Here is a 24,682-nt window from a genome sequence, read left to right as displayed (position 1 = left end):
AAGCCCCTCACCCGGTGGAATGGGGAAACGGTGGCGGCGGGAGCTCCCGCCGGAACCCGATCAGGCGTCCTTGCCCTTGAAGAGCTTGGCGAGGAAATTGTCGCCGCCGCCGCCGCGACCCGGGCGCCTGCCGTCCCATTTCGGCACGATCACCATATGGGTGATCTCGCCGCGCTGGAAGGCTTTCAGGAAGCGGTCGTATTCGGCAAAGGCGACGCAGCCGTGCGAATCGCCCCGCACGCGCAGCAGAAAGCTGTGGGCGAGGAGGCCGGTGCGTCCCTGCGGCGCCTTGCCGTCCACCGGCGTCAGGCGGATGGCGGCCACGCCATGGAACAGCTTTTCGCGCATGGAAAGCTTGTAGGTGCCGGGCGGCGTCGGGCCGCGCATCTTCACATGCGTGAATTTCGGGTTGTCGCGCATGCTGCCGATGCCGGAATGGGCTTCGAGCCTGGTGCCGTTCGGCAGGTGGACGACGGCGTTGCTGATGTCGTAGACCGCCACCTTGGCGCCGATGCCCGGCCAGCTCGGCGCGGACGGCGCAGGCGCAGCCGGCGTCTCGCGCATCGGATTGTCGGGTTTGGCGAAGGCGAGTGCGGTCGGCTTGTCGTCGTCGCCGGCCCTGCCCGGCTTCTGCGGCGCGACGGCGGCGATCGCGGCCAGCGCATTCGGTTTCGCCGGCTTTGCATCCGCCGTCGCCGTCGAGGGACGGATAACCGGCAGGGGCCCGGCCTTCGGCAGGTCGTAACCCGGCACGGGCGCTTCGACGATCGCGACGGCTTCCTCTTCGCCGGCATCGTCCTCGACGGCGGTCTCTTCGAGCGCTGCCATCTCGACCGGCTTCATGTCCTTGAGTTCGGCGACCGTGGTGGCCGGCGCGGCATCCTGGATGAGATCGGGCATGGTCTCGCTGCCGCGCGGCGCGACGACGACGAGGTTTTGCATCGCCGGAGCGAGCGCGGCGCGGATGGCATCCGCATCCGGACGGATTTTCGCGAGCGAGGCGAACTGCTGCTCGTTCTCGGCATGGCGGGCGGCCATGGCTAGAGCGGCGTCGAGCATCTGCCGGACGCTCGATCGATCCGGCTTGCGCGCCTCGAGCGCCGCCACGTCGGCCCCGGAAAGGCGCCCGCCCTTGGGATCGGCCGGCGTGCTGCCGGGCAGACGGGAGAATTTCGAGACCTCGATCTCGCGATCGTTGGAGGCGATCGGGACGGCGGGAGCGATCGGCCGTGCCAGCGCCGTTTCGAATTCGACGTCGGAGGCGGATTTGACGGCCGTCGCCATGGTGACCACGGAAGCGCCCACCAGGGCGGATACGGTGAGACCGATACCGAGGGCGACATTCGTCAGGAGAGAGCGGGATTTCTTTCGGCGAGGCGGTGCCTTACGTGCCTGTTTGCCATTCGCGGAAGCCTGGACCGTACGCGCCATCACTCGTTACCCGAACCGTTACATACACCGGCGGAAACCGCTTGCGCGAAGCCGCCAACACAACCCCGGCGAAGTGCGCGCAGAGAGGGAATCTGCTCACTGCCGCCGAAGGACTGCAGGTGAGGATGAACGATTATGGTAACCAATGTCTTTACGCCGCCCCGATTTGATTTCGGTGGTGCGCATAAAAGCGCATGCCGCCGGAAGTTAAGCCGAAATATGGCGTTAACGTGTTTGTGATATGCGAAAGGGTGACAGTCAAGAGAAGAACGGTCGAGCGACAGCCAGGATTCCGGCCCGTGTTGCCTCACCGCCTCATTTCGGCAACGATTTCCCCGACCGAGCGGCTGGCGCAGGCCTGACGGCTAAAGGGCCCAAGCTCTTCGAGCTTGATCCCTCCGCCCATGATTGGCATTTTATTTCGGCCAAGGTTCGGAGGAAGACCGATGAAAGCTCTGCTCCTGATCGACATCCAGAACGGCTTCTGCCCCGGCGGCAATCTGCCGGTCGCGCATGGCGACGAGATCGTGCCGGTCGTCAACCGGCTGATCGACGACGGCGGCTACGATCTGATCGTCGCCTCCCAGGACTGGCACCCGGAAAACCACGGCAGCTTTGCCTCGCAGAATCCCGGCAAGAAGCCTTTCGAGATGGGCGAGCTTTGCGGCAAGCCGCAGGTCATGTGGCCGGACCATTGCGTGCAGGGCACGCCGGACGCCGAATTCCACCCGGACCTGAATGTCGAGGCGTTCGACTACATCCAGCAGAAGGGCGACAATCCCGCGGTCGACAGCTATTCGGCCTTCCGGGACAACGATCAGGCGGCGCTGACGGGGCTTGCGGGCTATCTGAGGGCGCAGCAGGTGGCCGAGATCGACATCTGCGGGCTTGCGACGGACTATTGCGTAAAATTCTCCGCGCTCGACGCCGTCGAGATGCTGCCGGAGGTGAAGGTGCGCTTCATCGAGGATGCCAGCCGGGGCATCGATCCCAAGGGGGTGAAGAGCGCCATTGCCGAGATGAAGGCGAAAGGCATCGGCATCGTCAAGAGCAAGGCCATCCTCGCGGACTGACCGGCCGAGCAAACGGCAGCCGCCGACAGTTCAGCAGAATCGATCGTTCCATCAGCCCAATTGAATTGCGCCGCCCGCCGCACGGTTCTAAAGCCGGGGCGGAAGGATTTCTCGTATGAACAGCAGTGAATTTTACGCGGGCCTGAAGGGCGGCATCGTCGTCGCGCTCTCTTCGGCGCCTTTCGGGATATTGTTTGGCGCCATTGCGGTCGACAACGGAATTTCGGTGCTGGAAGCGGCACTCATGAGCGCCACCATCTTCGCCGGCGCGAGCCAGCTGGTGGGCATCGAGCTCTTCGGCCATCATGTCGCCGCCTGGCTGATCGTGCTGTCCGTCTTCGCGGTCAATTTCCGCCATGTCCTCTATTCGGCGGCCATCGCCCGCTTCATCGGCCATTTCACGCCGGTCCAGAAATTCTTCACCCTCTTCCTTTTGACGGACCCGCAATTCGCCGAAAGCGTCAAGCGCGGCGAAAGCGGCCGGGGCGTCAGCTTTCCGTGGTATATCGGCTTCGGCGTCGCGGTGTATTTTCCCTGGCTCTTCTTCAGCGTCGTCGGCGCCTTTTTCGGCAAGATGATGGGCGATCCGCGCGCAATCGCGATCGACGTCCTGCTGCCGGTCTATTTCCTCGGCCTGGTCGTCGGCTTCCGCCGCAAGCCAGGCTTCCATCCGGTTGTGGCGGCAAGCGCCCTCGGCTCCGTCTTCGGATACCATTTCGTGGGTTCGCCCTGGCATGTCAGCATCGGCGCGGCCGTCGGGGTCGTCGTGGCGGCACTGCTGCCGCTGCCGAAGGAGCGCGTGCCGGTAACCGCCGCCAGCGAGGTGGAGACCTGACATGGCCGAACCGATCTCGATGGACATGGCGTTCCTGATCTTGGCCGCGGCGGTTGCGACCTTCCTGACCCGCATCGGCGGCTATGTGCTGATCAACAGGATGAAGACCATCCCGCCGCGGATGGAACAGGCGCTGAATGCCGTGCCGGCGGCGGTCCTGACCACGCTGGTCGCGCCCGCCTTCTTCGACGGCGGCTGGGACGTGAAGATCGCCATGCTGGTGGCGCTCGTCGTCAGCCTCAGATATCCGGGCCTGCTGATGCTGATGGCCGGCTGGGCGGCGGCGATGATCTGCCGCCACCTCCTGGGCTTCTGATATCAGGCGAGCGGCTCGGTCGCCTTCACCAGCCAATCCCTGACGGATGCGTCGTCGATGAGCGGCATCAGCTTCTCGCGCACCGCCGCGTGATAGGCATCGAGCCAAAAGAGCTCTTCCGCCGTCAGCAGCGCCGGCAAGACGAGCCGCCGGTCGATCGGGCACCAAGTCAGGGTCTCGAAGGAGAGCATCGGCTGGTCGCCGCCCTCGATCTCCTCCGCCGCCTTCACGTAGATCAGGTTCTCGATGCGGATACCGAAGGAGCCGGGGCGGTAATAGCCGGGCTCGTTGGAGAGGATCATGCCGGGCAGCAGTTCCTGGGTCGAGAGCCGCGAGATGCGCTGCGGTCCCTCATGCACGGAGAGATAGGAGCCGACGCCGTGGCCCGTTCCATGCGCATAGTCGCCGCCGGCCTTCCAGAGCGCGATGCGGGCGAGCGGATCGAGATCGCAGCCGCGCGTGCCCTTCGGGAAACGCGCCGTGCTGATGGCGATCATGCCTTTCAGGACCAACGTGAAGAAACGCCTGCGATCCTCCGGCACGGCGCCGACCGCGACCGTGCGGGTGATGTCGGTCGTGCCGTTGATATATTGCGCTCCGGAATCAATGAGGAACAGCTCGCCGGCTTCCAGCTTGCGGTTCGTCTGGCTCGTCACCCGGTAATGGATCACGGCGCCGTGCTCGCCGGCACCCGAGATCGTTTCGAAGGAAATATCCTTCAGCGGGTTCTGCATGCTCTGGCCGACCCGGGTCCGGGCCGCCTCCAGCGCCTTCACCGCATCGATCTCGGTGATCGTGCCGGGGGTCTGGACGTCGAGCCAGTGCAGGAATTCGACCATGGCCGCACCGTCCTGCAGATGCGCCTTCGCCGAACCGTCGAGTTCCGCCTTGTTCTTGCAGGCGCGCGGCAGCTTTGCCGGATCGCCCGCCTCGACCACCTGCCCCCCGGCGGCATCGATCGCCCTGGTGAGCGCGAGCGGCGTCAGATCCGGATCGACCAGGATCTTCGCGCCGTCCTTCGAGAAGGCCGAAAGCCGGGCCAGGAATTCCGACGGCGGGCGCTGGACGGCGAGCTGCGCCAGATAGGCTTCCTGTTCGATGCCCGTCTTGCGCTTGTCGAGGAAGATTTCCGCCTTGCCCTCGGCCGGAATGATCGCGCGGGAAAGCGGATGCGGCGTGTGCGGCACGTCGTCGCCGCGGATGTTGAAGATCCAGGCGACGGATGTGGGATCGGCGATGACGACCGCGGCAGCGCCCTTTTCCTTCACCTGCGCAGAAATTGCGGCAATCTTCTCGCTGGCGAGCGTGCCGGCATGGTCCAGCTTCTGGATCGAGACGGAGCCAAGCGGCTCGGGGGGGCGGTCTGTCCAGATTTTGTCGAGCGGGTTGAAGGGCAGCAGGACGAGCGAGCCGCCGATCTCGGCAAGCGCCTTCTCGAGCCGGCGCACTTCCGCGCCCGCATGCAGCCAGGGATCGATGCCGAGCCGGAAACCCTTCGACGCATGGCGCGGCAGCCAGACATGCGGCGGCTCGTTGACGAGATCGCCGCCGGTGAAGACCGTGCCGTCCACCTGTTCGGCAAGCTGGGTCACGTAACGTCCATCGACGAAAACCACCGCCTCACGCCGCGTGATGAGCGCAATGCCCGCCGAGCCGGTGAAACCGGTCAGCCACGCGAGCCGCTCGGCGCAGGCCGGCACGTACTCGCCCTGGTATTCGTCGGCGCGGGGCACCAGAAAACCGTCGATGCCGAGCTCGTCGAATTTTGCCCGGAGCGCATTGACGCGGTCGCGGCCGAACTGCGGGGCGGATTTCACTTCGAAAGACTGAAACATGGGCTGATGATCCGGACTTGTCTTTATTCCGAGAAGGCTCTGATTCCGAGAAGGTCGCCGCATGTTAGCCGATGTTGATCGGACTAGGCCAGCGGTAGCGGCAAGTGCCGGCCGATTGTGCAATTGCCGCCCTGCTATGGATCGAAAAGCGGCGTCCCATGCGCAGAACGCATACCACCTTTGAGCGAAGCCCTCTCACTGTGCGGTGCAGCAAAGATTATATAAGAATCATCGAACGGGCGCCGAACAAGGCCCGTTCCAAAAGGACACGTCAACATGGCCTCCTCTTTCTTTCGCAATGCCTTGAACCGCATGGTCGAAGCTCGTGAGCGTCAGGTCGCCCGCTATGTCAACGGCGCGCTTCTCAACCTCGACGACGAAACGCTGAAGGGCCTCGGCACCAGCCGTGAAGAACTGCGCCGCAAGGGCGCTGCAAACTACGTATTCTGAGCAAGGGCCGGGGCGGTTCTCCTCCTCCCTCACTCGCACCGGCTTTCAGGATACGGGGCCCGCTTGAGCATCCTCCTCCCGGCTCGCGGGCACGATCAATCCTAAGATTGATCGGCAAGGCGACACCTTTGGTGTCGCCTTTTTGCTGTCCGTCGTCCAGAATCCGGAAGCCGCCTCCTTGTTGCGGCGCACAATATCTCAACCATGACGCAAGTGTATCGTCACCCAGCCGTTGCGCCAGATGGTCCGCACATGGCGGAGCCTCGCCCCGTTATAGGCGGCCAGCACCTTCCAGCGCTGCTCGGCCAGGATGCCTGAGAGGATGACCGAGCCGCCCGGCGCCAGGTGGCCCGCGAGCTGCGGCGCCATTTTCATCAGCGGCCGTGCCAGGATATTGGCGATGATGAGGTCGAACGGTCCTTCCTGACGGAAAGCGGGCGAATGGAAGCCGGGCGCCGTCTCGAGCCGGATGCCCGAGGCAATTCCGTTGCGGCGCACGTTCTCCTTCGCCACCCGCACGGCGACCGGATCGATATCGGTTGCGAGCACCGGAACAGGCCTGAGCTTGCGCACGGCGATCGCCAGCACGCCGCTTCCCGTCCCGAGATCGAGTGCGTTGCGGACCGGACGGGCGCGCAAGACCTCCTCGATCATTTCCAGGCAGCCGGCCGTCGTGCCGTGATGGCCGGTGCCGAAGGCCTGGCCCGCATCGATCTCGATGGCGATATCGTTCGCCTTCACCTTGCCGCGGTCATGCGAGCCGTGGACGAGGAAACGCCCTGCCCTCACCGGCTTCAGGCCTTCGAGCGATTTGGCGATCCAGTCGATATCCGGAATCACTTCCCTCTCGATCGCCGCATCCGGAAAGGCGTGGCGGATGCCCGCCGCCATCCTGTCGCGGACGACCTCTTCCTCGTCCCTCATCAGATAGACGGAGGCTTCCCAGATATCCTTCTTCTCATCCACTTCGGTGGTGGCGATGGCGTAATCCTCCTCGCCGAACACTTCCGACAGGATGTCGAGGATCTGCGCTGCCCCCTTTTCGGTGGACGTGACGTAAAGGCGGATTTCGCTCAAGGGAATGTTCTCTCAGCTATCGACGGATGGCCGAGAGGATTGCCACAGAAGGGCCTTCGGCTTCAACCGCCAAAGGTGTCAGCCCTTGATCAGATTTTCGAGCTTTTGGACGGCGACATCGGGATTTTCGCCATAGGCGATCGTGCCGGCGAAACGTCCGCCGTCGTCGAGCAGGAAGACGGACGCCGTGTGATCCATCGTGTAATCGCCGTTCGGATCCTTCTCGTTGACCGGAACCTTCTTGGCATAGACCTTGAAGCCCTTGATCATTTCGTTGACCTTTTCCGGCGGACCGGAAATGCCCTTCACCCGGTCGGTGACATTCGAAATATACTGGCCGAGCAGCTCCGGCGTGTCGCGTTCCGGATCGACGCTGACGAAGAAGCCGTTGAGCCTGGTGCCGTCCGGATCGACCTTGTGCAGCCAGCCATTGAGCTCGAAAAGCGTGGTGGGGCAGACTTCCGGGCAATGGGTGAAGCCGAAGAAGAGCGCGGTCGGCTTTTCCTGAAACGCCTTTTCGGTGATCGGCTGGCCGTTCTGGGCGACGAGCTCGAACGGCACGCCGAACGGCCCCTCGGCAAGCTCCTGCTTCGAGCGCGTCACTTCCGTCGTCAGCCAGACAAGCACGCCGGCAAGCACGACGACCGCAGCCCAGAGGGCGGCACGAAAGGTCTTCATCGGAATTCTCTTCACGTTCACGCCTTTTCGGCGATCAGGCCTCACATTGTTCCACGAGCGATAGACCCGAAGAGGCCGAGATGCAATTCAAGAAGCCGTTCTCGAAGAACGTCGCGCTGATTTGTCCCACGGGGCGGGCATTCCTCAGAAGCACCAGGAAAGGCCGCGCTCGCCGAGCGCCAGCAGGATGGAGGAGCCGTGCAGCAGCCAGCCATAGAAGGCAACGCCGGCAATGCCCAGCAGGAACAGGCTGACGGCTGCGATCAGCGGCAGGCGCTGGCTTGTGACGATGCTCCGGCTCATGGCGCCATTCTAAGGCCAATCCGTCCTTTCCGGAAGAGCCTGCGATCCCCGGCGCAATTAGCGGAAGATTAATCTCTCTCTGAGACGCTGGAAGGAGCGAAACTGGTTCGATGAATCGATCCGGCGATCGGGAATGCCGAGGCAGCGCGCCGGCGGCATCCGCGACAAGCCGGCGAGGCGGAACCACGAAAGACATGACGTCGCCGAGACCGGCTCATCGATATGCGCCGGGAAGGACGCGCTGACAATCAGCGATCACGTTCACGCGAACTTCATTGTCTGCGCGCGAACAATCGACCGGACTGACAGAGATCGACACCGCGATCGGCCAGGAAAACCTGGCGATGCGACGGACGCGGATCCTCAGACAAATGGAAAGAATTCTGATATGACGAACGCCATCAAGCAATCCGGCGCCTATCTCGAAATCGTCTCCTTTCATCTCGGAGACCAGGAATTCTGCATCGACATCATGGCGATCCGCGAAATCCGCGGCTGGGCGCCGGTGACCCCGATGCCGCACACCCCACCCTACGTTCTGGGCCTCATCAACCTGCGCGGCGCGGTGATCCCGGTCATCGACATGGCCTGCCGCCTCGGCATGAAGATGACGGAACCTTCCGAGCGTTCGGCGATCATCGTCACCGATATCGCCGGCAAGCTGGTCGGCCTGCTGGTCGAACAGGTATCCGACATGATGACCATTCGCGGCGAGGACCTGCAGCCGGCGCCGGAAATCATTCCGGAAGCCCAGCGCGCCTTCTGCCGCGGCATCGTGGCGCTGGAAAAGACCATGGTCTGCTTCCTGAACCTCGATACCGTCATCGCCGACGAACTGGCCCGCGAAGCCGCCTGATCTTGCAGCGCAAAAAGATACTCGCGATCTTCCGCTACACGCCAGCGTCGCGGAAGATTAAATCCATGTAATTATTACATAAATTTAAGAATTCCGCCACGGAACCGCCGTGCCGGCATGCGAGTTCTTCCGTCGCAAAACGCCCAACCGAACCGATCCAAAACTCTTCGGCTGGTTTTCGAAGATAGGAGAATGACCATGAACAAGGCTTTTGCTCTCGCAGTCATGATGTCCGCCGCAGCGATGGGAAGCGCCCATGCCCGTGAAATGGGGATGGCGGTAAAGCCCGCCACCGACGTCGCCATCGTCTATACCAATCCTGAAACGCCCGACGTCGCCCGCCAGCTGGACATCCCCGACACCATCCTTCATCCGAGCCAGCCGATGATCCGGAAGGCCCAGGCGGAGATCCGCCAGGATCCGGCGCTGCATGCCGCGCTCGTCAAGCAGGATGTCGAACTCAACAATGTCGTTGCCATCGACACCGCCGCCGACGGCAGCAGGATCGTCTACGTCCGCTGACCGGACCTTCACGAATGCTTCAAAACCGGGTTCGCCAGTCGGACCCGGTTTTTTCATGCTCATTGTCGAGTGCCGGCTTTGCCGATTTCGTTCGGGAACCGGAACCGCATCGCCGCGACCGACCTCTTACTGAGGCTTGCCCTTCGTCCAGGTCACCTGCTGACCGTAGAGCGGGACGGTGGAGATCGCCATCTTGGCGGAGCCTTCGACGACCTGCCGCGAATGGGCGAGATAGATCAGGGTGTCGTTCGCCTTGTCGTAGATGCGCTTCACGAGAAGATCCTTCCAGATCAGCGAACGGCCCTCGCGAAAGACCTCCTCGCCGCCCCTGGACAGGTCTATCTCGCCGATCTCGATCGGCCCGGTCTGGCTGCAGGATATCGCGCTGTTGGACGGGTCCTCGAACCAGTTGCCCTGCTTCAGACGATCGATGATCGAACGGTCGAAATAGCTGACGTGGCAGGTCACGCCCTTGATTTCCGGATCGGTGATCGCCTCCACGACGATGTCGTTGCCGATCCAGTCCACGCCGACCTTGCCGACTACCTGCGCGGCGGCGGGAATGGACAGAAGGCCGAGCGACAAGACGGCGGCGGATGCGAGGCTGGTGAGGCGGTTCATGGGCTTGGGCTCCGGTAAACGATCCGTGATCTGAGATAAGACGCGCCGGCGCAGTTGCAAGCCGGGTCGGAAGCCGAAGCGGCCGGAAGCCTCACTTGAGGCGGCAGGTGCAGGGCGCATAGCCGCCGGAGAACAGCCGGCCGACCTTCATGCCGATCGCCGCCGGAATGTCGCGGACATGCGGCACCTGCAGGGATTTGGCGATGGCGACCGTCGCCCTCGCGCAGATCGCGGCATCCTCCGCCGCATTGTGATGGGCGAAGCGGAGGCCGAGATGCGCCGCGAGCACATTGAGCTTGTGCGAGCCGAGATGCGGCCATGCCTTCTGCGCCATCTTCACGCTGCAGAGATAGGAAAGCTCCGGATAGCTCTGCCTGTAGAGATCGAGGCAGGCGCGCCAGACGCTGAAATCGAAGGCGGCGTTATGGGCGATCATCGTCGCCCCGCGGAAATCGTCCGCGAACTCGTCCATGACTTCGGGAAACTCCCCCGCATCCTCGACATCTTCCGGCCGGATGCCGTGTATGGCGACGTTGAAGGAGGAAAAGCGCATGTCCTTCGGACGGATCAGCCGCTCCTCCACCCGCACGACCTCGTCGCCTTCGAGCCAGGCAAGCCCGACCGAACAGGCGCTGCCGCGCTGCTCGTTGGCGGTTTCGAAATCGATGGCGATGGTCTTCAAGGGCTAATTCCGAACAGAGATGGACCAACTTCTATAGTCCGCAATCCGATTCGGCAAAGACCGATGGCATCCCGTCCCTTGACGCCAAGCCGTGCCTCTGGCTTCATGTCGCGCATGACCAGTTCCGCCGCCTGCATGCATCTTACCGTGACCATTCACCCCACAGGGTGCGTGGCGGTTTTGGCTCGTTAGCCGGTCATCCGTCCACCAACCCTGCCGGAGCTTAGGCGGGGTTCGGTGTTTCCGCTCTGCCTCGGCCTGAAGACCAAGGAGAGCATTCATGCAAGATTTCGATATCCCGCCGCCTCTTGATCCGGACGCGCGATGGCCAGACGGCTTGTCGATCCGCGCACGCACGCCCGCCGATGCCGCTGCGATCGCCGCCTTGCACAATCTGCCCGGCTACCGCTACGGAACGCTGCGGACGCCCCACCACACGCCGGACGAGATCCGCAAGGGGATCGAGAATCAGTCGAGCAATTCCTTCAGCCTCGTTGCCGAGCAGGATGGCAGGATCGTCGGCGATTGCGGACTGACCCGCTTCGCCAATCACCGCCGGGCCCATGCCGGCAGCATCGGCATGGGGGTCCACGACGCCTACCACGGCCGCGGCATCGGCAGCGCGCTCATCGGCGAAATCCTTGCCATCGCCGACCGCTGGCTGAACCTGAAGCGCATCGAGCTGACCGTCTATACCGACAACGAACCCGCGCTGGCGCTCTATCGGAAATTCGGCTTCGAGGTGGAGGGACATCTCAAGGCCTTCGCCTTCCGCGACGGCCATTATGTCGATGCCTATTCCATGGCACGGCTGAGGACGTGAGCCTTACCCGGCGATGAAGGCCAGCCATTCGTCCTCGTCCATCACCTGGACGCCGAGTTCCCTCGCCTTGTCGAGCTTGGAGCCGGCGCCCGGACCCGCTACGACGAAATCGGTCTTCTTGGAGACCGACCCGGCCACCTTGGCGCCAAGGCTTTCGGCCCTTGCCTTGGCTTCGTCGCGCGTGAACTTTTCGAGCGAGCCGGTAAAGACGACCGTCTTGCCGGCCACCGGGCTGCTGCTTGCCGCGATCTGCTCGGCGGCCTGCGGCGTCACCTCCTTCAGGAGCCTGTCGATCACCTCGACATTGCGCGGCTCCTTGAAGAACTCGACGATGGCGCGGGCCACCACTTCACCGATACCTTCGATGTTGTTGAGGTCCTGCCATGCCTCGCCGGAAAGGTTTGCAGCCTCCTTCATCGCCGCTTCGAAGGCTTCATAGGTGCCGTAGGCGCGCGCCAGAAGCTTCGCGTTCGTCTCGCCCACATGCCGGATGCCGAGCGCGTAGATGAGGCGGTGGAGCGCGATGTTCCGCCGCTCGTCGATCGCATCGAACAGCTTCCTGACGCTCACCTTGCCGAAACCCTCGATATTCTCGAGCTTGGTGAGCGGTGATTCCTCCTGCCGCTTCTTCAGCGTGAAAATGTCCGGTGCGGTGCGGATCTGCAGCGCCGGGTCCTCGCTCTCGAAGAAGAAATCGATCTGCTTGGCGCCGAGCCCCTCGATATCGAATGCGTTGCGCGACACGAAATGCTTGAGATGCTCGACCGCCTGGGCGCGGCAGACGAAGCCGCCGGTGCAGCGGGTGACCGAATCGAGCTTGCCGGTCTTTTCGTTCTTCTCGCGCACGGCATGGCTGCCGCAGACCGGACATTTCTTGGGGAACTCGTAAGGCACGGCGTCCGCCGGCCGCTTTTCCATGACGACGTCGAGCACCTGCGGGATGACGTCCCCTGCCCGCTGCACGATGACCGTGTCGCCGATGCGGATGTCGTGCTCGTCCTCGCGGATGCGCTCGCCGGAATTGCCGATGCCCTTGATGTAATCCTCGTTGTGGAGCGTCGCATTGGTGACCACGACGCCGCCGACCGTCACGGGCGTCAGGCGCGCGACCGGTGTCAACGCGCCGGTGCGGCCGACCTGGATGTCGATCCTCTCCACATGGGTGAAGGCCTGTTCGGCGGGAAACTTGTGCGCGGTCGCCCAGCGCGGGCTTCGCGACCGGAAGCCGAGGCGCGCCTGCAGGTCCAGCCGGTCGACCTTGTAGACCACGCCGTCGATCTCGTAATCGAGGTCCGGCCGCTTCAGCCCGATATCCTTGTAATGGGCGATGATGTCCTCGACCGCGAAGAGCCGCTTCATCAGAGGATTGACCGGGAAGCCCCATTCCCTGAACTTTTCGACCATGCCCATCTGCGTGTCGGCCGGCATTTCCGACATGTCGCCCCAGGCATAGGCGAAAAATCTCAGGTTGCGGCTGGCGGTGACCCTGGCGTCGAGCTGGCGCAGCGACCCGGCCGCCGTGTTGCGCGGATTGACATAGGTCTGCTTGCCTTCCGCCGCCATCTTCTCGTTGAGCGCCAGGAATTCGCTCTTCGTCATGTAGACTTCGCCGCGCACCTCGACGACGTCGGGCACGCCCGCGGGCAGGCGATTCGGAATTTCCTTGATGGTCTTGATGTTCTCCGTGACGTTCTCGCCGGTCGTACCGTCGCCGCGGGTGGCGGCATTCACCAGCCGTCCGTTCTCGTAACGGATCGACATGGACAGCCCGTCGATCTTCGGCTCGGCGGTGAACGCGATCGAACCGTCCGGAAGCAGGCCGAGGAAGCGATAGACGGAGTTGACGAAGTCGCGCACGTCCTCGTCCGAAAACGTGTTGTCGAGCGACAGCATGGGCCTCGAATGGGTGATCGGCGCGAAGGTCGGCAAAGGCGCGGCGCCGACACGGATCGAGGGACTGTCGGCGCGGATGAGCTGCGGGAACCGCTTCTCGACCGCATCGTTGCGCCGCTTCAGCGCATCGTATTCGGCATCCGAAATCGCCGGCGCATCATGGCCGTGATAGAGCTCGTCGTTTTTGGCGATCTCCGCCGCCAGATAGGCAAGCTCGGCGGCTGCCTGTTCCTCGGTCAGGTCTTCGACGGGCGTTTTTTCGGCAGGCATGCGGGTCCACTCCTCGGGTAGAGGATTCGTTTTGTAGAGCAATTTTTGTGGATGGGAAGGGTGGAAGGAACTGGAGAGGGCGTGCCGTGTCCGCCCCCCTCTGGCCTGCCGGCCATCTCCCCCACAGGTGGGGAGATCGGCTGGGCGCGTCGGTTTCCTCAAACAATGAACGTGTCATCGACAGCCGCAAGAAGCGGCGCAGCAGCCGCTGGGTGATGTGAGGCGGGAAGGCCATGCCGCTTGTGATCTCCCCACCTGTGGGGGAGATGGCCGGCAGGCCAGAGGGGGGCGGACACGGCACGACCTCTATTAGAAACCGGAGCCCTACCCGTTCCCCGCCAGCAGCCGCTTGGCAGCCGCGCGCGCCTCGTCGGTCACCGAGGCGCCGGCGAGCATGCGGGCGATCTCTTCGGTGCGGTGCTCGGGGGCCATGGTCGCGACACGCGTGGCGATCTTTTCCGAGCCTTCCGCCGCCGGTCCCTTGGAGATGAGGAGATGTGTGGCCGCGCGCGCGGCCACCTGCGGCGCGTGGGTGACGGACAGCACCTGCACCTTGTCGGAAAGCCGTTTCAGCCGCTGGCCGATCGCATCCGCGACTGCGCCGCCGACGCCCGTGTCGATCTCGTCGAAGACCAGCGTCGGAGCCGAGCCGCGGTCGGCAAGCGCCACCTTGAGCGCCAGCAGGAATCGCGACAGCTCGCCGCCGGAAGCGACCTTCATGATCGGTCCCGGGCGGGTGCCGGGATTGGTCTGGACATGGAATTCGACCGTGTCGATGCCTTCGGCGGTGGCGGTTTCCGGATCGGCTGCGACCTCGACCATGAACCGGGCGCGCTCGAGCTTCAGGGCCGGCAGCTCGGCCATCACCGCATCCGCCAGCGCCTCGGCGCCGCGTCGGCGCTTTTCGGAAAGCGCGGCGGCAGCCTGGTCGTAATCCGCCTTTGCGGCTGCCGCCAGCTTTTCGAGCTCGGCAAGCTTCTCCTCGCCGGCATCCAGATCGGCGAGGTCCGCGACCATTTTTTCGGCAAGCGCCGGCAGGTCGGCGACGGCGACGGAATATTTGCGGCCGGCGGCACGCAGCGCGAAAAGCCGCTCCTCGACCCGCTCCAGTTCGCGCGGATCGAATTCGGTTTTCCGAAGCGCGGCCTCGACCTCCATCTGCGCGTTGGAGAGATGGTTGAGCGCGGCGTCCAGAAGCTCCACCGTCTCTTCCAGAAGACCGGGCGCTTCGTGGCTCTTGCGCTCCAGCCGCCGCACCAGCGAGGCGATCAGCGGCACGGGCGAGGCATTGCCGTTCAGGAATTCGGAAGCCTCGGAAATGTCGCCGGCGATCCGTTCGGCCTTCTGCATGCGGGAACGTTCTTCCGCGAGCTCCTCCTCCTCGCCGTCGCGGGGCGCCAGCGCCTCCAGTTCCTCGACCGAGGCGCGGATGTAATCGGCCTCGCGGGCTGCAGCTTCCACTTTGGCCCTGTGCGTCCTGAAGGCGCGTTCGGCGTCCTTCCAGGTCCGATAGAGGCCGGAAAGCTGCAGCGCTTCGTCGCTCAGGCCAGCGAAGGCGTCGAGCAGCGTGCGGTGGGCGTCCGTATCGATCAGCGCCCGGTCGTCGTGCTGCCCGTGGATTTCCACGAGAAGCTGCCCGGCCTGGCGCATCAGCTGCACGCTGACGGGCTGATCGTTGATCGACGCGCGGGTGCGTCCATCGGCCGACTGGACGCGGCGGAAGATCAGGTCGCCGTCGTCATCGATGCCGTTGTCGCGCAGGAGCCGGCGGGCGGCGTGGCTGCCGGACACGTCGAAGACCGCGGTCACCTGCCCCTTCTCCTCGCCGTGACGCACAAGGCCGCCGTCGCCGCGACCGCCGAGCGCCAGCGACAGGCTGTCGAGAAGGATGGATTTGCCCGCCCCCGTCTCGCCGGTCAGCACCGAGAGGCCGGTCTCGAAGGCAAGATCCAGCCGCTCGATCAGAACGATATCGCGGATCGACAACTGGATCAGCATGCCTCAGACCTTATGCGCCGATGAGCTTGGCCCCGGCGCGAGAAATCCACGAACCGCGATTCTCGCGGGGTTCGACACCGCCCGTCTGCAGCAGCTTGTAGGAATCCGCATACCACTGGCTGTCGGGATAGTTCCGGCCGAGGACGGCAGCGGCGGTCTGCGCCTCCTCGACGATACCCATGGCGTAATAGGATTCCGTCAGGCGCGCCAGAGCCTCTTCCACCTGGTTGGTATTGGAATACTGCTCGACCACGTTGCGGAACCGCCGGATCGCCGCAAGATATTCCTTGCGCTCCAGATAATAGCGTCCGATCTGCATCTCCTTGCCGGCGAGCTGGTCGCGGGCGAAGCGGATCTTGGCCTGCGCATCCTCGACATATTCCGAATCGGGATAGTCGTTGATGACCTTGTTCATCGCGTCGATCGTGCGGACGGCCGCGCGCTGGTCCTGCGTCACATCGGCGATCTGGCGCGCGTAGGAAAGGCCGACGAGATACTGCACATAGGCCGAATCCGCCGAACGCGGATACTGGCTCATATAACGGTTGCCGGTGGTGATCGCCTCCTCGCTGCGGCCGAGACGGTATTTCGTGAAGGTGCTCATGACGAGCGCCTTGCGGCCCCATTCGGTGAACGGGTTCTGCTTGTCGATCGCGTCGAACTTGCGGCTCGCCTCGGTCAGGTTGCCGGCCTTCATGTTCGCAAGACCCTGATTGTAGAGCGTTTCCGGCGGATCGGTCTCCATGCCGAGCTTGGTGATGTCGATATCCCGGTCCGATTGGCAGGCGGTGATTCCAAAACCGGCGCCGATAAGTACCAGCGAGACCAGCGCCATCCGTGCCGTCTTGCGCATTCCAACAGACCTTACATGGTTCATTCGAGAGTTCCTGATCGTCCCGCGCACTGAAGCCCCTGCCCCGATGAGGCCGTTCTAGCCATAAAAGCAAAAGGAGAGCAACGCAATGATGGCTCAATAATGCATTTTTGTGGCATCGACCGGTGTTATCTCCAAAAGAAAAGGCCGCCTCCGAAGGAAGCGGCCAAGTCTACCGGGTCAAATTTACTCAGGCGAACCAGGGCGTCAGTTCCGGCATGCTGACCGGAACGAATTCCCCTGCCCGCACGCGCGCCGCACGCGACGACGGCGCTTCGACGACTTCGTAGGCCGTCGGATCGCTCATCAGCGCTTTCAGGGCATTGGCGTTCATCTTGTGGCCGCCGCGATAGGAACGGTAGCAGCCGATGAACTGCGCGCCGGCGAGCGCCAGATCGCCGACGGCGTCGAGCGTCTTGTGACGGACGAATTCATCCGTGTAGCGCAGGCCCTCGACATTCACCACCGTGTCGTCGTCGGAGATGACGACCGAATTCTCGAGCGAGGAGCCGAGCGCGTAACCGGCAGCCCAGAGCCGCTCCACATCGCGCATGAAGCCGAAGGTGCGGGCCCGCGAAAGCTCCCGCTTGAACGTCTCCGCCGTCAGATTGCCTTCCCACTTCTGGCGGCCGATCATCGGCGAGGAAAAATCGATCTCGACCTCGAAACGGGTTCCGTCATAGGGGCGGAATTCCGCCCAGGAAGCGCCGGAATCGATGCGCACCGGCTTCACGACGCGGATATAGCGCCGCTTGATGCCGAGGTTGACGATGCCGGCCTGCTCGATCGCTTCGATGAACGGATAGGAGCTGCCGTCCATGATCGGCATTTCGCCGCCGTCGACCTCGACCATGACATTGTCGATGCCGAGCGCATAGAGCGCGGCCATGACATGCTCGATCGTGGCAACCCACTTGGCCGGCGAACTGCCGAGAACGGTGCAGAGGTCGGTCGGTCCGACCTGCGAGGAAACGGCGCGATACTCGACCGAGCTGCCGTCCTCGAAAAGGCGCGTGAAGACCACGCCGGTGCCGGCTTCGGCAGGCTGGAAGGTTATGGAAACGGGTGCTCCGGAATGAACGCCGATACCCTTCATGGTCACCGGGGCGGCGATGGTGGTCTGGAAACCGAGCAATCCAATGGTCATTCTTATTGCCTTCTTATCGCCGGATCCTCAAAGTACCGGGATCCGGAATTCCTGACGCCTCTTCAATCGGCCGATCACGTGAATCGGTGGTCCCTTCGGGCGTCTTTCAGCGTTCTTCATACGCAGCCATCCGGCACAATCCAAATCACTGTTCGTTTCGGATTGTTACGTTGTTAACTCCGCGTCTTGATTGATAAAACGCGCAACGGCCCGGATCGGTGATCCGGGCCGTCTTCACGTTTCGTGACCGCAGTTAACTCAGCTGGACTGGCGCCGCAGGAAGGCCGGAATTTCGAGCTGGTCTTCCTCGTGATGAGCCTGCGGAATGGCGCGGCCATGGTCATCGAGATTGCCGCGGCGCGGTGCGTAGAGGCTTGCTTCCGGCGACAGCGGACGGCGCTGCTGCGAAGCCTGAGCAGGCGCCGGAGCGGTCATATCGGAGCTGACCGGCTCTTCCTCCTCCCGGCGCCCGAGCGAATTGGTGATCCGCTTCAGGAGGCCCATAGGACCGCGCTCTTCCTGCACATGCTGGACCGGCTGGGAGCGACGATCGAGCTCCGCCTTCACCACCGGCGGAAAGTCCTCGACCTTCGGCATGCGCACCGGCTCCACGACCGGAGAAAGCGGCTCGTGATGCGCCGGCTGCGCCATGCGCGGAGCGGGCTGGTTCATCGCCGGGGCCTGATACGCATGAGCCTGGACCGGAGCCGGCTGCGGGGCCGGAGCAGGACGGCTTGCAACCGGCGCCGGAGCTTCGGCCGGAGCGGCTGCGAAGATACGGCTCTGCGGACGGAACTCCTCCTGCAGCGGCTGCGGAGCGGCCGGCTGGGGTGCCGGAGCGATGCGCGGCGGTTCGGCGATGGCGAGCTCGCGTTCCATCTCGGCTTCCGCCATGCGGATCGTCTCGGCGATCGGGTCGATGGCCGGCTTCAGGACGGGTGCCGGGGCGGCCTGCATGACCGGAGCGGGCTGCTGGACGACCGGCTGAGCCGGAGGAATGGCGGCCGAGGGGCGGACGACCGGCTTGGCGGCGGCGCGCATTTCGGCGGCACGGATATCGACCGAGGCCGCGCCGCGATCGATGCCGGTCGCGACGACCGACACGCGGATCAGGCCTTCGAGCGCTTCGTCGAAGGTCGCGCCGAGGATGATGTTGGCGTCCGGATCGACTTCCTCGCGGATGCGGGTCGCGGCTTCGTCCACTTCGAAGAGGGTCAGGTCGCGGCCGCCGGTGATGGAGATCAGGAGGCCCTGCGCACCCTTCATCGACGTCTCGTCGAGCAGCGGGTTGGCGATCGCCGCTTCCGCAGCCTGCATCGCACGGCCCGGACCGGAGGCTTCGCCGGTGCCCATCATCGCGCGGCCCATCTCGCGCATCACCGAGCGGACGTCGGCGAAGTCGAGGTTGATCAGGCCTTCCTTCACCATGAGGTCGGTGATGCAGGCAACGCCCGAATAGAGGACCTGGTCCGCCATGGCGAACGCGTCGGCGAAGGTCGTCTTGTCGTTGGCGATGCGGAAGAGGTTCTGGTTCGGGATGACGATCAGCGTGTCGACGGACTTCTGCAACTCCTGGATGCCCGATTCGGCAAGCCGCATGCGGCGCTGGCCTTCGAAATGGAAGGGCTTGGTGACGACGCCGACGGTCAGGATACCCTTGGAACGGGCGGCCTGCGCCACGACCGGGGCGGCACCCGTGCCGGTGCCGCCGCCCATGCCGGCGGTGACGAAGCACATATGCGTGCCGGCGAGATGATCGGAGATCTCGTCGAGGCATTCTTCGGCGGCGGCGCGGCCGACTTCCGGCTGGGAGCCTGCGCCGAGACCCTCGGTGACCTGAACACCCATCTGGATGATCCGGTCAGCCTTGGTCATGGTGAGCGCCTGGGCATCCGTATTGGCGACAACGAAATCGACGCCTTCGAGCCCGGCCGTGATCATGTTGTTGACGGCGTTGCCGCCGCCCCCGCCGACGCCGAACACGGTAATCCGAGGCTTCAGCTCGGTAATATCAGGCTTCTGCAGCTTGATGGTCATTGCACCCGTTCCTTCTTTTTCTGGCCGCATCGCCGCCGGCCAATTCATTGCAACTCTTCTCTGAAGCGGTGGGCACAGGCCCCCGCATCAAAAACTCTCCTTCAGCCACTGGCCCACACGGGCCAGCCGACCGTTGCCGCTGCCGAACGAAGCCATCAGCCCGCCCTGCGAGGCATGCGTTTCCATGTCCGCGACCTGCGGATAGATCATCAGGCCGACCGCCGTCGAAAAGGCCGGACCCTTGGCCGCCGCCGGAAGACCGGAGACGCCCATCGGACGGCCGATCCGGACATTGCGCGCCAGGATGCGGCGGGCGGTCTCCGGAAGGCCGGTGAGCTGGCTTGCGCCGCCCGTCAGCACGACGCGTTTTCCGACGATCGGACTGAAACCCGATTTCTGGATGCGGTCCCGAATCAGCTCCAGCGTCTCTTCGATGCGGGCCCGAACGATTCGGGTGACCAGAGAACGCGGCACCTGGATCGGCTGATCGCGATCGTCCTCGCCGATCGGCGGAACCGCGATCACGTCACGCTCGTCGGCACTGTTGCCGATCGCCGAACCGTGCACGACCTTCATGCGCTCCGCATCCTCGATACGCGTCGAGAGGCCTCGCGCGAGGTCGGTCGTCACATGATGGCCGCCGAGGCTGATGGCGTCCGTATGGACGAGCTTGCCTTCGGCGAAGACCGAGATCGTCGTGGTGCCACCGCCCATGTCGATCGCCGCGCAGCCGAGCTCCACCTCATCATCGACGAGAGCCGCAAGGCCGCTGGCATAAGGTGTCGCAACCACGCCCTCGACCGAAAGATGCGCGCGATTGACGCAGAGTTCGAGATTCTTGAGCGTCGCCCGCTCGGCGGTCACCACATGCATGTCGACACCCAGCTCGTCGCCGAACATCGCCAGCGGATCGCGAATGCCGCGCTCGCCGTCGAGCGAGAAACCGGTCGGCAACGAATGCAGGATCGCCCGATCCTGGCGCAGCGACTGCTGGCTCGCCGTGACCAGAACCTTCTTCAGGTCCGCCGCTTCCACTTCCTGGCCGCCGAGATCGATCGTCGCGGTATAGACGTCGCTGGCAAGCCGCCCGGCGGAAACGTTGACGATCAGGCTGTCGACGGTGAGGCCCGCCATGCGCTCGGCGGCATCCACCGCAAGCCGCACGACGCTTTCCGCCGCATCGAGATCACCGATCACGCCGGATTTCACGCCGCGCGACCGCTGATGGCCTATGCCGATGATCTCGATATTATGGGTGCGGCCCGGCAGGACCTCGCTTTCCTGGCGCGGCGTCAGGCGGGCGATCATGCAGACCACCTTGGTCGATCCGATGTCCAGGACGGACACCACATGCGAACGCTTGGAAGAGAGCGGCTTCATGCGCGGCAGGCCGAAATGGGAGGAACCAAAAACGCTCACGACTGCTCTCCCAGCTTCTTCAGGGCCTTGGTACGCGCCTCCAGCGCCTGCCGGCGGCGCTCGACGGCCTCAGGGGTAAGCCGTATGGTCGTGCGGTCCTCCAGACGCAGGTCGATCGCGGCGACATCGCGCTGCAGGACGCTCTGATCCTGTTCGAGGCGGGCAAGCACTGTGAGCGCCTTGCCGATATTGGCCTCGGGCAGCTTCAATACGATGCCGTTGTCGAGATGCAGATCCCAGCGGCGACCGGCGACACGCACATAGGCCTTTACCCGGCTCTTCAGCTCGGGCCACGCGGACATCTCGTCCTCGAAGGAGGCGGCGGCGGTTTCGGCGTCGCGGCCGACGAAGAGCGGAAGCGAGGCGAACTTGTTGTCGCGCAGCGGCGCGATCACGCTGCCGTTCTTCTCGATCAGGGAAAGCTCAGCCCCATGCTGCCAGATGCCGAATGCCTGGCGCTCTTTCAGCATGACCTCGATCGTCCTCGGATAGACCTTGCGGACCTCCGCATACTCGACCCAGGGAAGCTGGGAGAGCTTGCGGCGGGCGGCGTCGATATCGAGCGCCACGAGCGAGGTCGTTCCGTCGAGGCCGAGAAGCTGGAGGATATCGATTTCGGACGTCTGCTCGTTGCCGGAGACGCGCACATCCTCGATCGCAAAGCCGACGGCCGCCGTCGTCGCCTGGGCGACCTCATGGCCGTGACCGCCCAATGACATGCCGTAAAGCCCGACCGCCGCGAAGAAACCGAACGCCGACACGGTGCCCGTGTGCGGCGGAATATGGATGCGGCCCGTCGCGAGGCTGACGCAGAAGCGCACAGCCCGCCGAAGCGGCCGCGGAAGAACACGGCGTTCTTCCATACCGACATAGGAAGCCTCGGAACGGCCGCGCGGTCCACCCGCTCTATTGCCGATCAACGCAAACACGTAGCGTCCTCCACCATCCAACGGACGAGCTCACCAAACGAGTGGCCGGCATGCGCGGCCATTTCGGGCACCAGCGATGTCGGGGTCATTCCCGGCTGCGTGTTGATCTCGAGCCAGATAACCTCGCCGTCCTCGGAGAAGCGGTCGTCGTAGCGGAAGTCTGAGCGACTGACGCCCCGGCAGCCCATCGCCTGATGCGCCTTGAGCGCCAGTGTTTGAATCTTTTGGTAAATATTCGGTGAAATCTGCGCCGGAATGACGTGTTTCGAACCACCTTCGGCATATTTCGCGTCGTAGTCGTAGAAGGCATGGCTGACGGGCACGACTTCCGTCACGCCGAGCGCCACGCCGCCCATGACGCCGCAGGTGAGCTCACGCCCATAGATATAGCGCTCGACAAGCACCTGCTCGCCGTAGCGCCACTCGGAAGAGCCGATGACCTGCGGCGGATGGGACTGATTCTCCTGGACGATCACCACACCGAAGGACGACCCCTCACGGACCGGCTTCACCACATAGGGCGGCTTGATGGGGTGGAGGTTTCCGATCTCGAACCGGCTCATCACCTTCGCCTCGGCGACCGGAATGCCGGCGGCCCTGGCGACGTGCTTGGCCTGATGCTTGTCCATGGCAAGCGCGGAGGCCAGCACGCCGGAATGCGTATACGGGATCTCCAGGTATTCGAGGATGCCCTGGATCGTGCCGTCCTCGCCGAAAGGCCCGTGCAAGGCATTGAAGGCGACATCCGGCTTGAGTTCGGCAAGCACGGCCGCGACGTCCCGGCCGACATCGACGCGGGTGACGCGATAGCCTTCGCCCTCAAGGGCGTCGGCACAGGCATTGCCCGAGGACAGGCTGACAGGCCGCTCGGAGGAGAACCCTCCCATCAGAACAGCCACGTGCTTGTCGCTCATCGATCACTCCTGAAAAAGATTTCACTCTACGCCTCGGCGCCTTGCGCCAACCTTGTTTCCGCAGGCGATTCCCGCCGGATATAAGGCATGCCTGCATTAGTGCCCGAATATAGTTAACAAATCGTTTACTTTGATTAATCCAAGAAACCAACAGCATGAAAACAAAGGAAAAATCGAATCGGAAAAGGTTAACGCGAAACCCTGTCTCCCTGGACGAAAGCGCGTGACGCAGACCGTTGATCGTTTTCCCGCGGCAGCATTTCATGAGGCAGGAAAGCAGCTTTTTTGCCGATCATTGCGGATTTTCGGTTTCAGCGGCCAGAAAATTACGCTATTGCCCTCCCCGGCCTCCTATGAGCCTTGAAAGAAACCTTCTTTGAATGGAATCAGCATGACAAACGCGATACCTTCCGTATCGCCGTCCGCTGAGCCGTTAGAGCCTGTTGCATCGAATTCCCCTGCACGAGTCCTGACGGCCAGTCTGGTCGGCACGACAATCGAATTTTTCGATTTCTATGTTTACGCGACCGCCGCGGTCCTGGTCTTCCCGGCCCTGTTCTTCCCAAACAGCGACCCCACGACCGCGCTTCTTGCATCCTTCGCCACCTTTTCGATCGCCTTCTTCGCCCGCCCGCTCGGCGCCGTGGTGTTCGGTCACTTCGGCGACCGTATCGGACGCAAGACGACGCTGGTCGCAGCCCTGTTGACGATGGGCATTTCGACCGTGGTGATCGGGCTCCTGCCGTCCTACGACACGATCGGCGTCGCCGCTCCGCTGCTGCTCGCGCTCTGCCGTTTCGGCCAGGGCTTCGGTCTCGGCGGAGAATGGGGCGGCGCGGTGCTGCTCGCCACCGAAAACGCGCCGGAAGGCAAGCGGAGCTGGTACGGCATGTTCCCGCAGCTCGGCGCGCCGGTCGGCCTGTTCCTGTCCTCCGGCGTGTTCTGGATCCTGCTGCACTTCATCTCGCAGGAATCGCTCCTGAGCTGGGGCTGGCGCGTACCGTTCCTCGCCTCGATCGTGCTGATCGCCATCGGCCTCTGGGTGCGCCTCTCGATCACCGAAACGCCCGACTTCCAGAAGGCGATCGACAAGCATGAGCGCGTCGAGGTGCCGGTCGCGGAACTCTTCCGCAATCACAAGCGCAGCCTGGTGCTCGGCACTTTCGTGGCGCTCGCCACCTTCGTGCTCTTCTATATCGGCTCGGCCTACCTGCTCTCCTACAACATCAAGGTGCTGCAGATGCCGTTCATCGAAGCACTGGAAGTGCAACTGCTCGGCTCCGTCGTCTTCGGCATCTTCATCCCGATCATCGGCAAACTGGGCGACCGCTTCGGCCGGCGGGAAATGCTGATCCTGACGACCGTGCTGATCGGCATCTTCTCCTTCTTCCTGCCCGGACTGATGACCGGCGGCGAAGCGTCGATCTTTGTGTTCGTCACGATTGCGATGGTGCTGATGGGCATGACCTACGGACTGATCGGCACGGCGCTCGCAGCGCCCTTCCCGACCGCCGTCCGCTATACCGGCTCGTCCATCACCTTCAATTTCGCCGGCATTTTCGGGGCCTCGCTCGCCCCCTATATCGCCACATGGCTCCAGGCGAATTACGGCATGACCTATGTGGGCTACTATATGGGCCTTTCGGCCGTGGTGACGCTCGTCTGCATCCTGCTTTCGGGCAAGGACGAAGTCTGACTT

Annotated in this window: 23 protein-coding genes; 8 read left to right on the top strand and 15 right to left on the bottom strand. The window is 63.7% G+C overall.

The window, feature by feature from the left end:
* Positions 1 to 60: 60 nt before the first annotated feature.
* Positions 61 to 1,431 carry a DUF2778 domain-containing protein gene (locus QTA58_RS19085; protein ID WP_289670222.1) on the bottom strand — a complete coding sequence of 457 codons (1,371 nt, stop codon included), beginning with the start codon at positions 1,429 to 1,431 and terminating at the stop codon, positions 61 to 63.
* Positions 1,432 to 1,877: 446 nt separating this feature from the next.
* On the opposite strand from QTA58_RS19085, the gene pncA reads away from it, so the two are divergent.
* From pncA to QTA58_RS19070, 3 genes are all read left to right on the top strand, one after another.
* Positions 1,878 to 2,504, top strand: a complete 627-nt coding sequence (pncA, locus tag QTA58_RS19080) for a bifunctional nicotinamidase/pyrazinamidase (protein WP_289670221.1) — start codon at positions 1,878 to 1,880, stop codon at positions 2,502 to 2,504.
* 115 nt (positions 2,505 to 2,619) lie between these two features.
* Entirely contained in the window at positions 2,620 to 3,339 is a 720-nt protein-coding gene (locus QTA58_RS19075) for an AzlC family ABC transporter permease (protein WP_085424638.1), read from the top strand.
* 1 nt (position 3,340) lies between these two features.
* A complete protein-coding gene (locus QTA58_RS19070) occupies positions 3,341 to 3,655 on the top strand; it encodes an AzlD family protein (protein ID WP_289670218.1) in 315 nt (104 codons plus the stop codon).
* 2 nt (positions 3,656 to 3,657) lie between these two features.
* On the opposite strand, the gene QTA58_RS19065 is transcribed toward QTA58_RS19070, so the two are convergent.
* A complete protein-coding gene (locus QTA58_RS19065; RefSeq protein WP_289670216.1) occupies positions 3,658 to 5,490 on the bottom strand; it encodes an aminopeptidase P family protein in 1,833 nt (610 codons plus the stop codon).
* 276 nt (positions 5,491 to 5,766) lie between these two features.
* On the opposite strand from QTA58_RS19065, the gene QTA58_RS19060 reads away from it, so the two are divergent.
* Positions 5,767 to 5,940 (top strand): hypothetical protein, encoded by a 174-nt coding sequence (locus QTA58_RS19060; RefSeq protein ID WP_200814159.1) that lies wholly within the window; start codon positions 5,767 to 5,769, stop codon positions 5,938 to 5,940.
* Between the two features lie 198 nt (positions 5,941 to 6,138).
* On the opposite strand, the gene QTA58_RS19055 is transcribed toward QTA58_RS19060, so the two are convergent.
* The 3 genes from QTA58_RS19055 to QTA58_RS19045 all read right to left on the bottom strand — a co-directional run bounded on the left by QTA58_RS19055 (position 6,139) and on the right by QTA58_RS19045 (position 7,998).
* A complete protein-coding gene (locus QTA58_RS19055) occupies positions 6,139 to 7,017 on the bottom strand; it encodes a 50S ribosomal protein L11 methyltransferase (RefSeq protein ID WP_289670213.1) in 879 nt (292 codons plus the stop codon).
* A gap of 78 nt (positions 7,018 to 7,095) precedes the next feature.
* A complete protein-coding gene (locus QTA58_RS19050; RefSeq protein ID WP_085424642.1) occupies positions 7,096 to 7,695 on the bottom strand; it encodes an SCO family protein in 600 nt (199 codons plus the stop codon).
* A 144-nt stretch (positions 7,696 to 7,839) separates the two neighbouring features.
* Positions 7,840 to 7,998, bottom strand: a complete 159-nt coding sequence (locus tag QTA58_RS19045) for a hypothetical protein (RefSeq protein ID WP_159457708.1) — start codon at positions 7,996 to 7,998, stop codon at positions 7,840 to 7,842.
* 388 nt (positions 7,999 to 8,386) lie between these two features.
* Here QTA58_RS19045 and QTA58_RS19040 point away from each other — a divergent pair, with 388 nt between their 5' ends.
* Positions 8,387 to 8,854 carry a chemotaxis protein CheW gene (locus tag QTA58_RS19040; RefSeq protein WP_037087389.1) on the top strand — a complete coding sequence of 156 codons (468 nt, stop codon included), beginning with the start codon at positions 8,387 to 8,389 and terminating at the stop codon, positions 8,852 to 8,854.
* A gap of 198 nt (positions 8,855 to 9,052) precedes the next feature.
* A complete protein-coding gene (locus QTA58_RS19035) occupies positions 9,053 to 9,376 on the top strand; it encodes a hypothetical protein (RefSeq protein ID WP_289670207.1) in 324 nt (107 codons plus the stop codon).
* Between the two features lie 126 nt (positions 9,377 to 9,502).
* Here QTA58_RS19035 and QTA58_RS19030 read toward each other — a convergent pair whose 3' ends face one another.
* A complete protein-coding gene (locus tag QTA58_RS19030) occupies positions 9,503 to 9,997 on the bottom strand; it encodes a CreA family protein (RefSeq protein WP_085424644.1) in 495 nt (164 codons plus the stop codon).
* Positions 9,998 to 10,088: 91 nt separating this feature from the next.
* Positions 10,089 to 10,679, bottom strand: coding sequence for a 3'-5' exonuclease (locus QTA58_RS19025; RefSeq protein WP_085424645.1), 591 nt, complete (start codon positions 10,677 to 10,679; stop codon positions 10,089 to 10,091).
* Positions 10,680 to 10,959: 280 nt separating this feature from the next.
* Here QTA58_RS19025 and QTA58_RS19020 point away from each other — a divergent pair, with 280 nt between their 5' ends.
* On the top strand, positions 10,960 to 11,502 hold the full coding sequence (locus tag QTA58_RS19020; protein ID WP_085424646.1) for a GNAT family N-acetyltransferase: 543 nt from the start codon (positions 10,960 to 10,962) through the stop codon (positions 11,500 to 11,502).
* A 3-nt stretch (positions 11,503 to 11,505) separates the two neighbouring features.
* Here the strand turns inward: QTA58_RS19020 and ligA are convergent, their stop codons facing one another.
* From ligA to QTA58_RS18980, 8 genes are all read right to left on the bottom strand, one after another.
* Positions 11,506 to 13,665 (bottom strand): NAD-dependent DNA ligase LigA, encoded by a 2,160-nt coding sequence (gene ligA / locus QTA58_RS19015; protein WP_289670204.1) that lies wholly within the window; start codon positions 13,663 to 13,665, stop codon positions 11,506 to 11,508.
* Between the two features lie 324 nt (positions 13,666 to 13,989).
* A complete protein-coding gene (recN, locus tag QTA58_RS19010) occupies positions 13,990 to 15,663 on the bottom strand; it encodes a DNA repair protein RecN (protein WP_289670201.1) in 1,674 nt (557 codons plus the stop codon).
* Between the two features lie 10 nt (positions 15,664 to 15,673).
* The gene (locus QTA58_RS19005; protein ID WP_289670200.1) at positions 15,674 to 16,540 is read right to left on the bottom strand and encodes an outer membrane protein assembly factor BamD; all 867 of its coding nucleotides are present in this window, start codon (positions 16,538 to 16,540) and stop codon (positions 15,674 to 15,676) included.
* A gap of 187 nt (positions 16,541 to 16,727) precedes the next feature.
* The gene (lpxC, locus tag QTA58_RS19000; protein ID WP_085424650.1) at positions 16,728 to 17,684 is read right to left on the bottom strand and encodes a UDP-3-O-acyl-N-acetylglucosamine deacetylase; all 957 of its coding nucleotides are present in this window, start codon (positions 17,682 to 17,684) and stop codon (positions 16,728 to 16,730) included.
* A gap of 258 nt (positions 17,685 to 17,942) precedes the next feature.
* Positions 17,943 to 19,721, bottom strand: a complete 1,779-nt coding sequence (gene ftsZ / locus QTA58_RS18995) for a cell division protein FtsZ (protein WP_289670197.1) — start codon at positions 19,719 to 19,721, stop codon at positions 17,943 to 17,945.
* Positions 19,722 to 19,808: 87 nt separating this feature from the next.
* Positions 19,809 to 21,140 carry a cell division protein FtsA gene (gene ftsA, locus QTA58_RS18990; protein ID WP_085424652.1) on the bottom strand — a complete coding sequence of 444 codons (1,332 nt, stop codon included), beginning with the start codon at positions 21,138 to 21,140 and terminating at the stop codon, positions 19,809 to 19,811.
* Positions 21,137 to 22,003 (bottom strand): cell division protein FtsQ/DivIB, encoded by an 867-nt coding sequence (locus QTA58_RS18985; protein ID WP_200814166.1) that lies wholly within the window; start codon positions 22,001 to 22,003, stop codon positions 21,137 to 21,139. Before QTA58_RS18985 ends, ftsA begins: the two co-directional genes overlap by 4 nt.
* Positions 22,004 to 22,056: 53 nt before the next feature.
* Positions 22,057 to 22,983 carry a D-alanine--D-alanine ligase gene (locus QTA58_RS18980; RefSeq protein ID WP_085424654.1) on the bottom strand — a complete coding sequence of 309 codons (927 nt, stop codon included), beginning with the start codon at positions 22,981 to 22,983 and terminating at the stop codon, positions 22,057 to 22,059.
* 391 nt (positions 22,984 to 23,374) lie between these two features.
* Here QTA58_RS18980 and QTA58_RS18975 point away from each other — a divergent pair, with 391 nt between their 5' ends.
* Positions 23,375 to 24,679, top strand: coding sequence for an MFS transporter (locus QTA58_RS18975; protein ID WP_085424655.1), 1,305 nt, complete (start codon positions 23,375 to 23,377; stop codon positions 24,677 to 24,679).
* Positions 24,680 to 24,682 lie beyond the last annotated feature (3 nt).

The sequence above is a fragment of the Neorhizobium sp. CSC1952 genome, from assembly GCF_030378245.1.
In the GTDB taxonomy this organism is placed as follows: domain Bacteria; phylum Pseudomonadota; class Alphaproteobacteria; order Rhizobiales; family Rhizobiaceae; genus Neorhizobium; species Neorhizobium oryzae_A.
The sequence above is the reverse complement of the archived record's forward strand: the minus strand, read 5'-3'. Positions and strand labels throughout refer to the sequence as shown.

Bases quoted from the DNA above. Each gene is read 5' to 3' on its own strand.
- QTA58_RS19085 (WP_289670222.1), bottom strand. From the start codon at position 1,431: ATGGCGCGTACGGTCCAGGCTTCCGCGAATGGCAAACAGGCACGTAAG.
- pncA (WP_289670221.1), top strand. From the start codon at position 1,878: ATGAAAGCTCTGCTCCTGATCGACATCCAGAACGGCTTCTGCCCCGGC.
- QTA58_RS19075 (WP_085424638.1), top strand. From the start codon at position 2,620: ATGAACAGCAGTGAATTTTACGCGGGCCTGAAGGGCGGCATCGTCGTC.
- QTA58_RS19070 (WP_289670218.1), top strand. From the start codon at position 3,341: ATGGCCGAACCGATCTCGATGGACATGGCGTTCCTGATCTTGGCCGCG.
- QTA58_RS19065 (WP_289670216.1), bottom strand. From the start codon at position 5,490: ATGTTTCAGTCTTTCGAAGTGAAATCCGCCCCGCAGTTCGGCCGCGAC.
- QTA58_RS19060 (WP_200814159.1), top strand. From the start codon at position 5,767: ATGGCCTCCTCTTTCTTTCGCAATGCCTTGAACCGCATGGTCGAAGCT.
- QTA58_RS19050 (WP_085424642.1), bottom strand. From the start codon at position 7,695: ATGAAGACCTTTCGTGCCGCCCTCTGGGCTGCGGTCGTCGTGCTTGCC.
- QTA58_RS19045 (WP_159457708.1), bottom strand. From the start codon at position 7,998: ATGAGCCGGAGCATCGTCACAAGCCAGCGCCTGCCGCTGATCGCAGCC.
- QTA58_RS19040 (WP_037087389.1), top strand. From the start codon at position 8,387: ATGACGAACGCCATCAAGCAATCCGGCGCCTATCTCGAAATCGTCTCC.
- QTA58_RS19035 (WP_289670207.1), top strand. From the start codon at position 9,053: ATGAACAAGGCTTTTGCTCTCGCAGTCATGATGTCCGCCGCAGCGATG.
- QTA58_RS19030 (WP_085424644.1), bottom strand. From the start codon at position 9,997: ATGAACCGCCTCACCAGCCTCGCATCCGCCGCCGTCTTGTCGCTCGGC.
- QTA58_RS19020 (WP_085424646.1), top strand. From the start codon at position 10,960: ATGCAAGATTTCGATATCCCGCCGCCTCTTGATCCGGACGCGCGATGG.
- ligA (WP_289670204.1), bottom strand. From the start codon at position 13,665: ATGCCTGCCGAAAAAACGCCCGTCGAAGACCTGACCGAGGAACAGGCA.
- recN (WP_289670201.1), bottom strand. From the start codon at position 15,663: ATGCTGATCCAGTTGTCGATCCGCGATATCGTTCTGATCGAGCGGCTG.
- QTA58_RS19005 (WP_289670200.1), bottom strand. From the start codon at position 16,540: ATGAACCATGTAAGGTCTGTTGGAATGCGCAAGACGGCACGGATGGCG.
- lpxC (WP_085424650.1), bottom strand. From the start codon at position 17,684: ATGACCATTGGATTGCTCGGTTTCCAGACCACCATCGCCGCCCCGGTG.
- ftsZ (WP_289670197.1), bottom strand. From the start codon at position 19,721: ATGACCATCAAGCTGCAGAAGCCTGATATTACCGAGCTGAAGCCTCGG.
- QTA58_RS18985 (WP_200814166.1), bottom strand. From the start codon at position 22,003: ATGGAAGAACGCCGTGTTCTTCCGCGGCCGCTTCGGCGGGCTGTGCGC.
- QTA58_RS18980 (WP_085424654.1), bottom strand. From the start codon at position 22,983: ATGAGCGACAAGCACGTGGCTGTTCTGATGGGAGGGTTCTCCTCCGAG.
- QTA58_RS18975 (WP_085424655.1), top strand. From the start codon at position 23,375: ATGACAAACGCGATACCTTCCGTATCGCCGTCCGCTGAGCCGTTAGAG.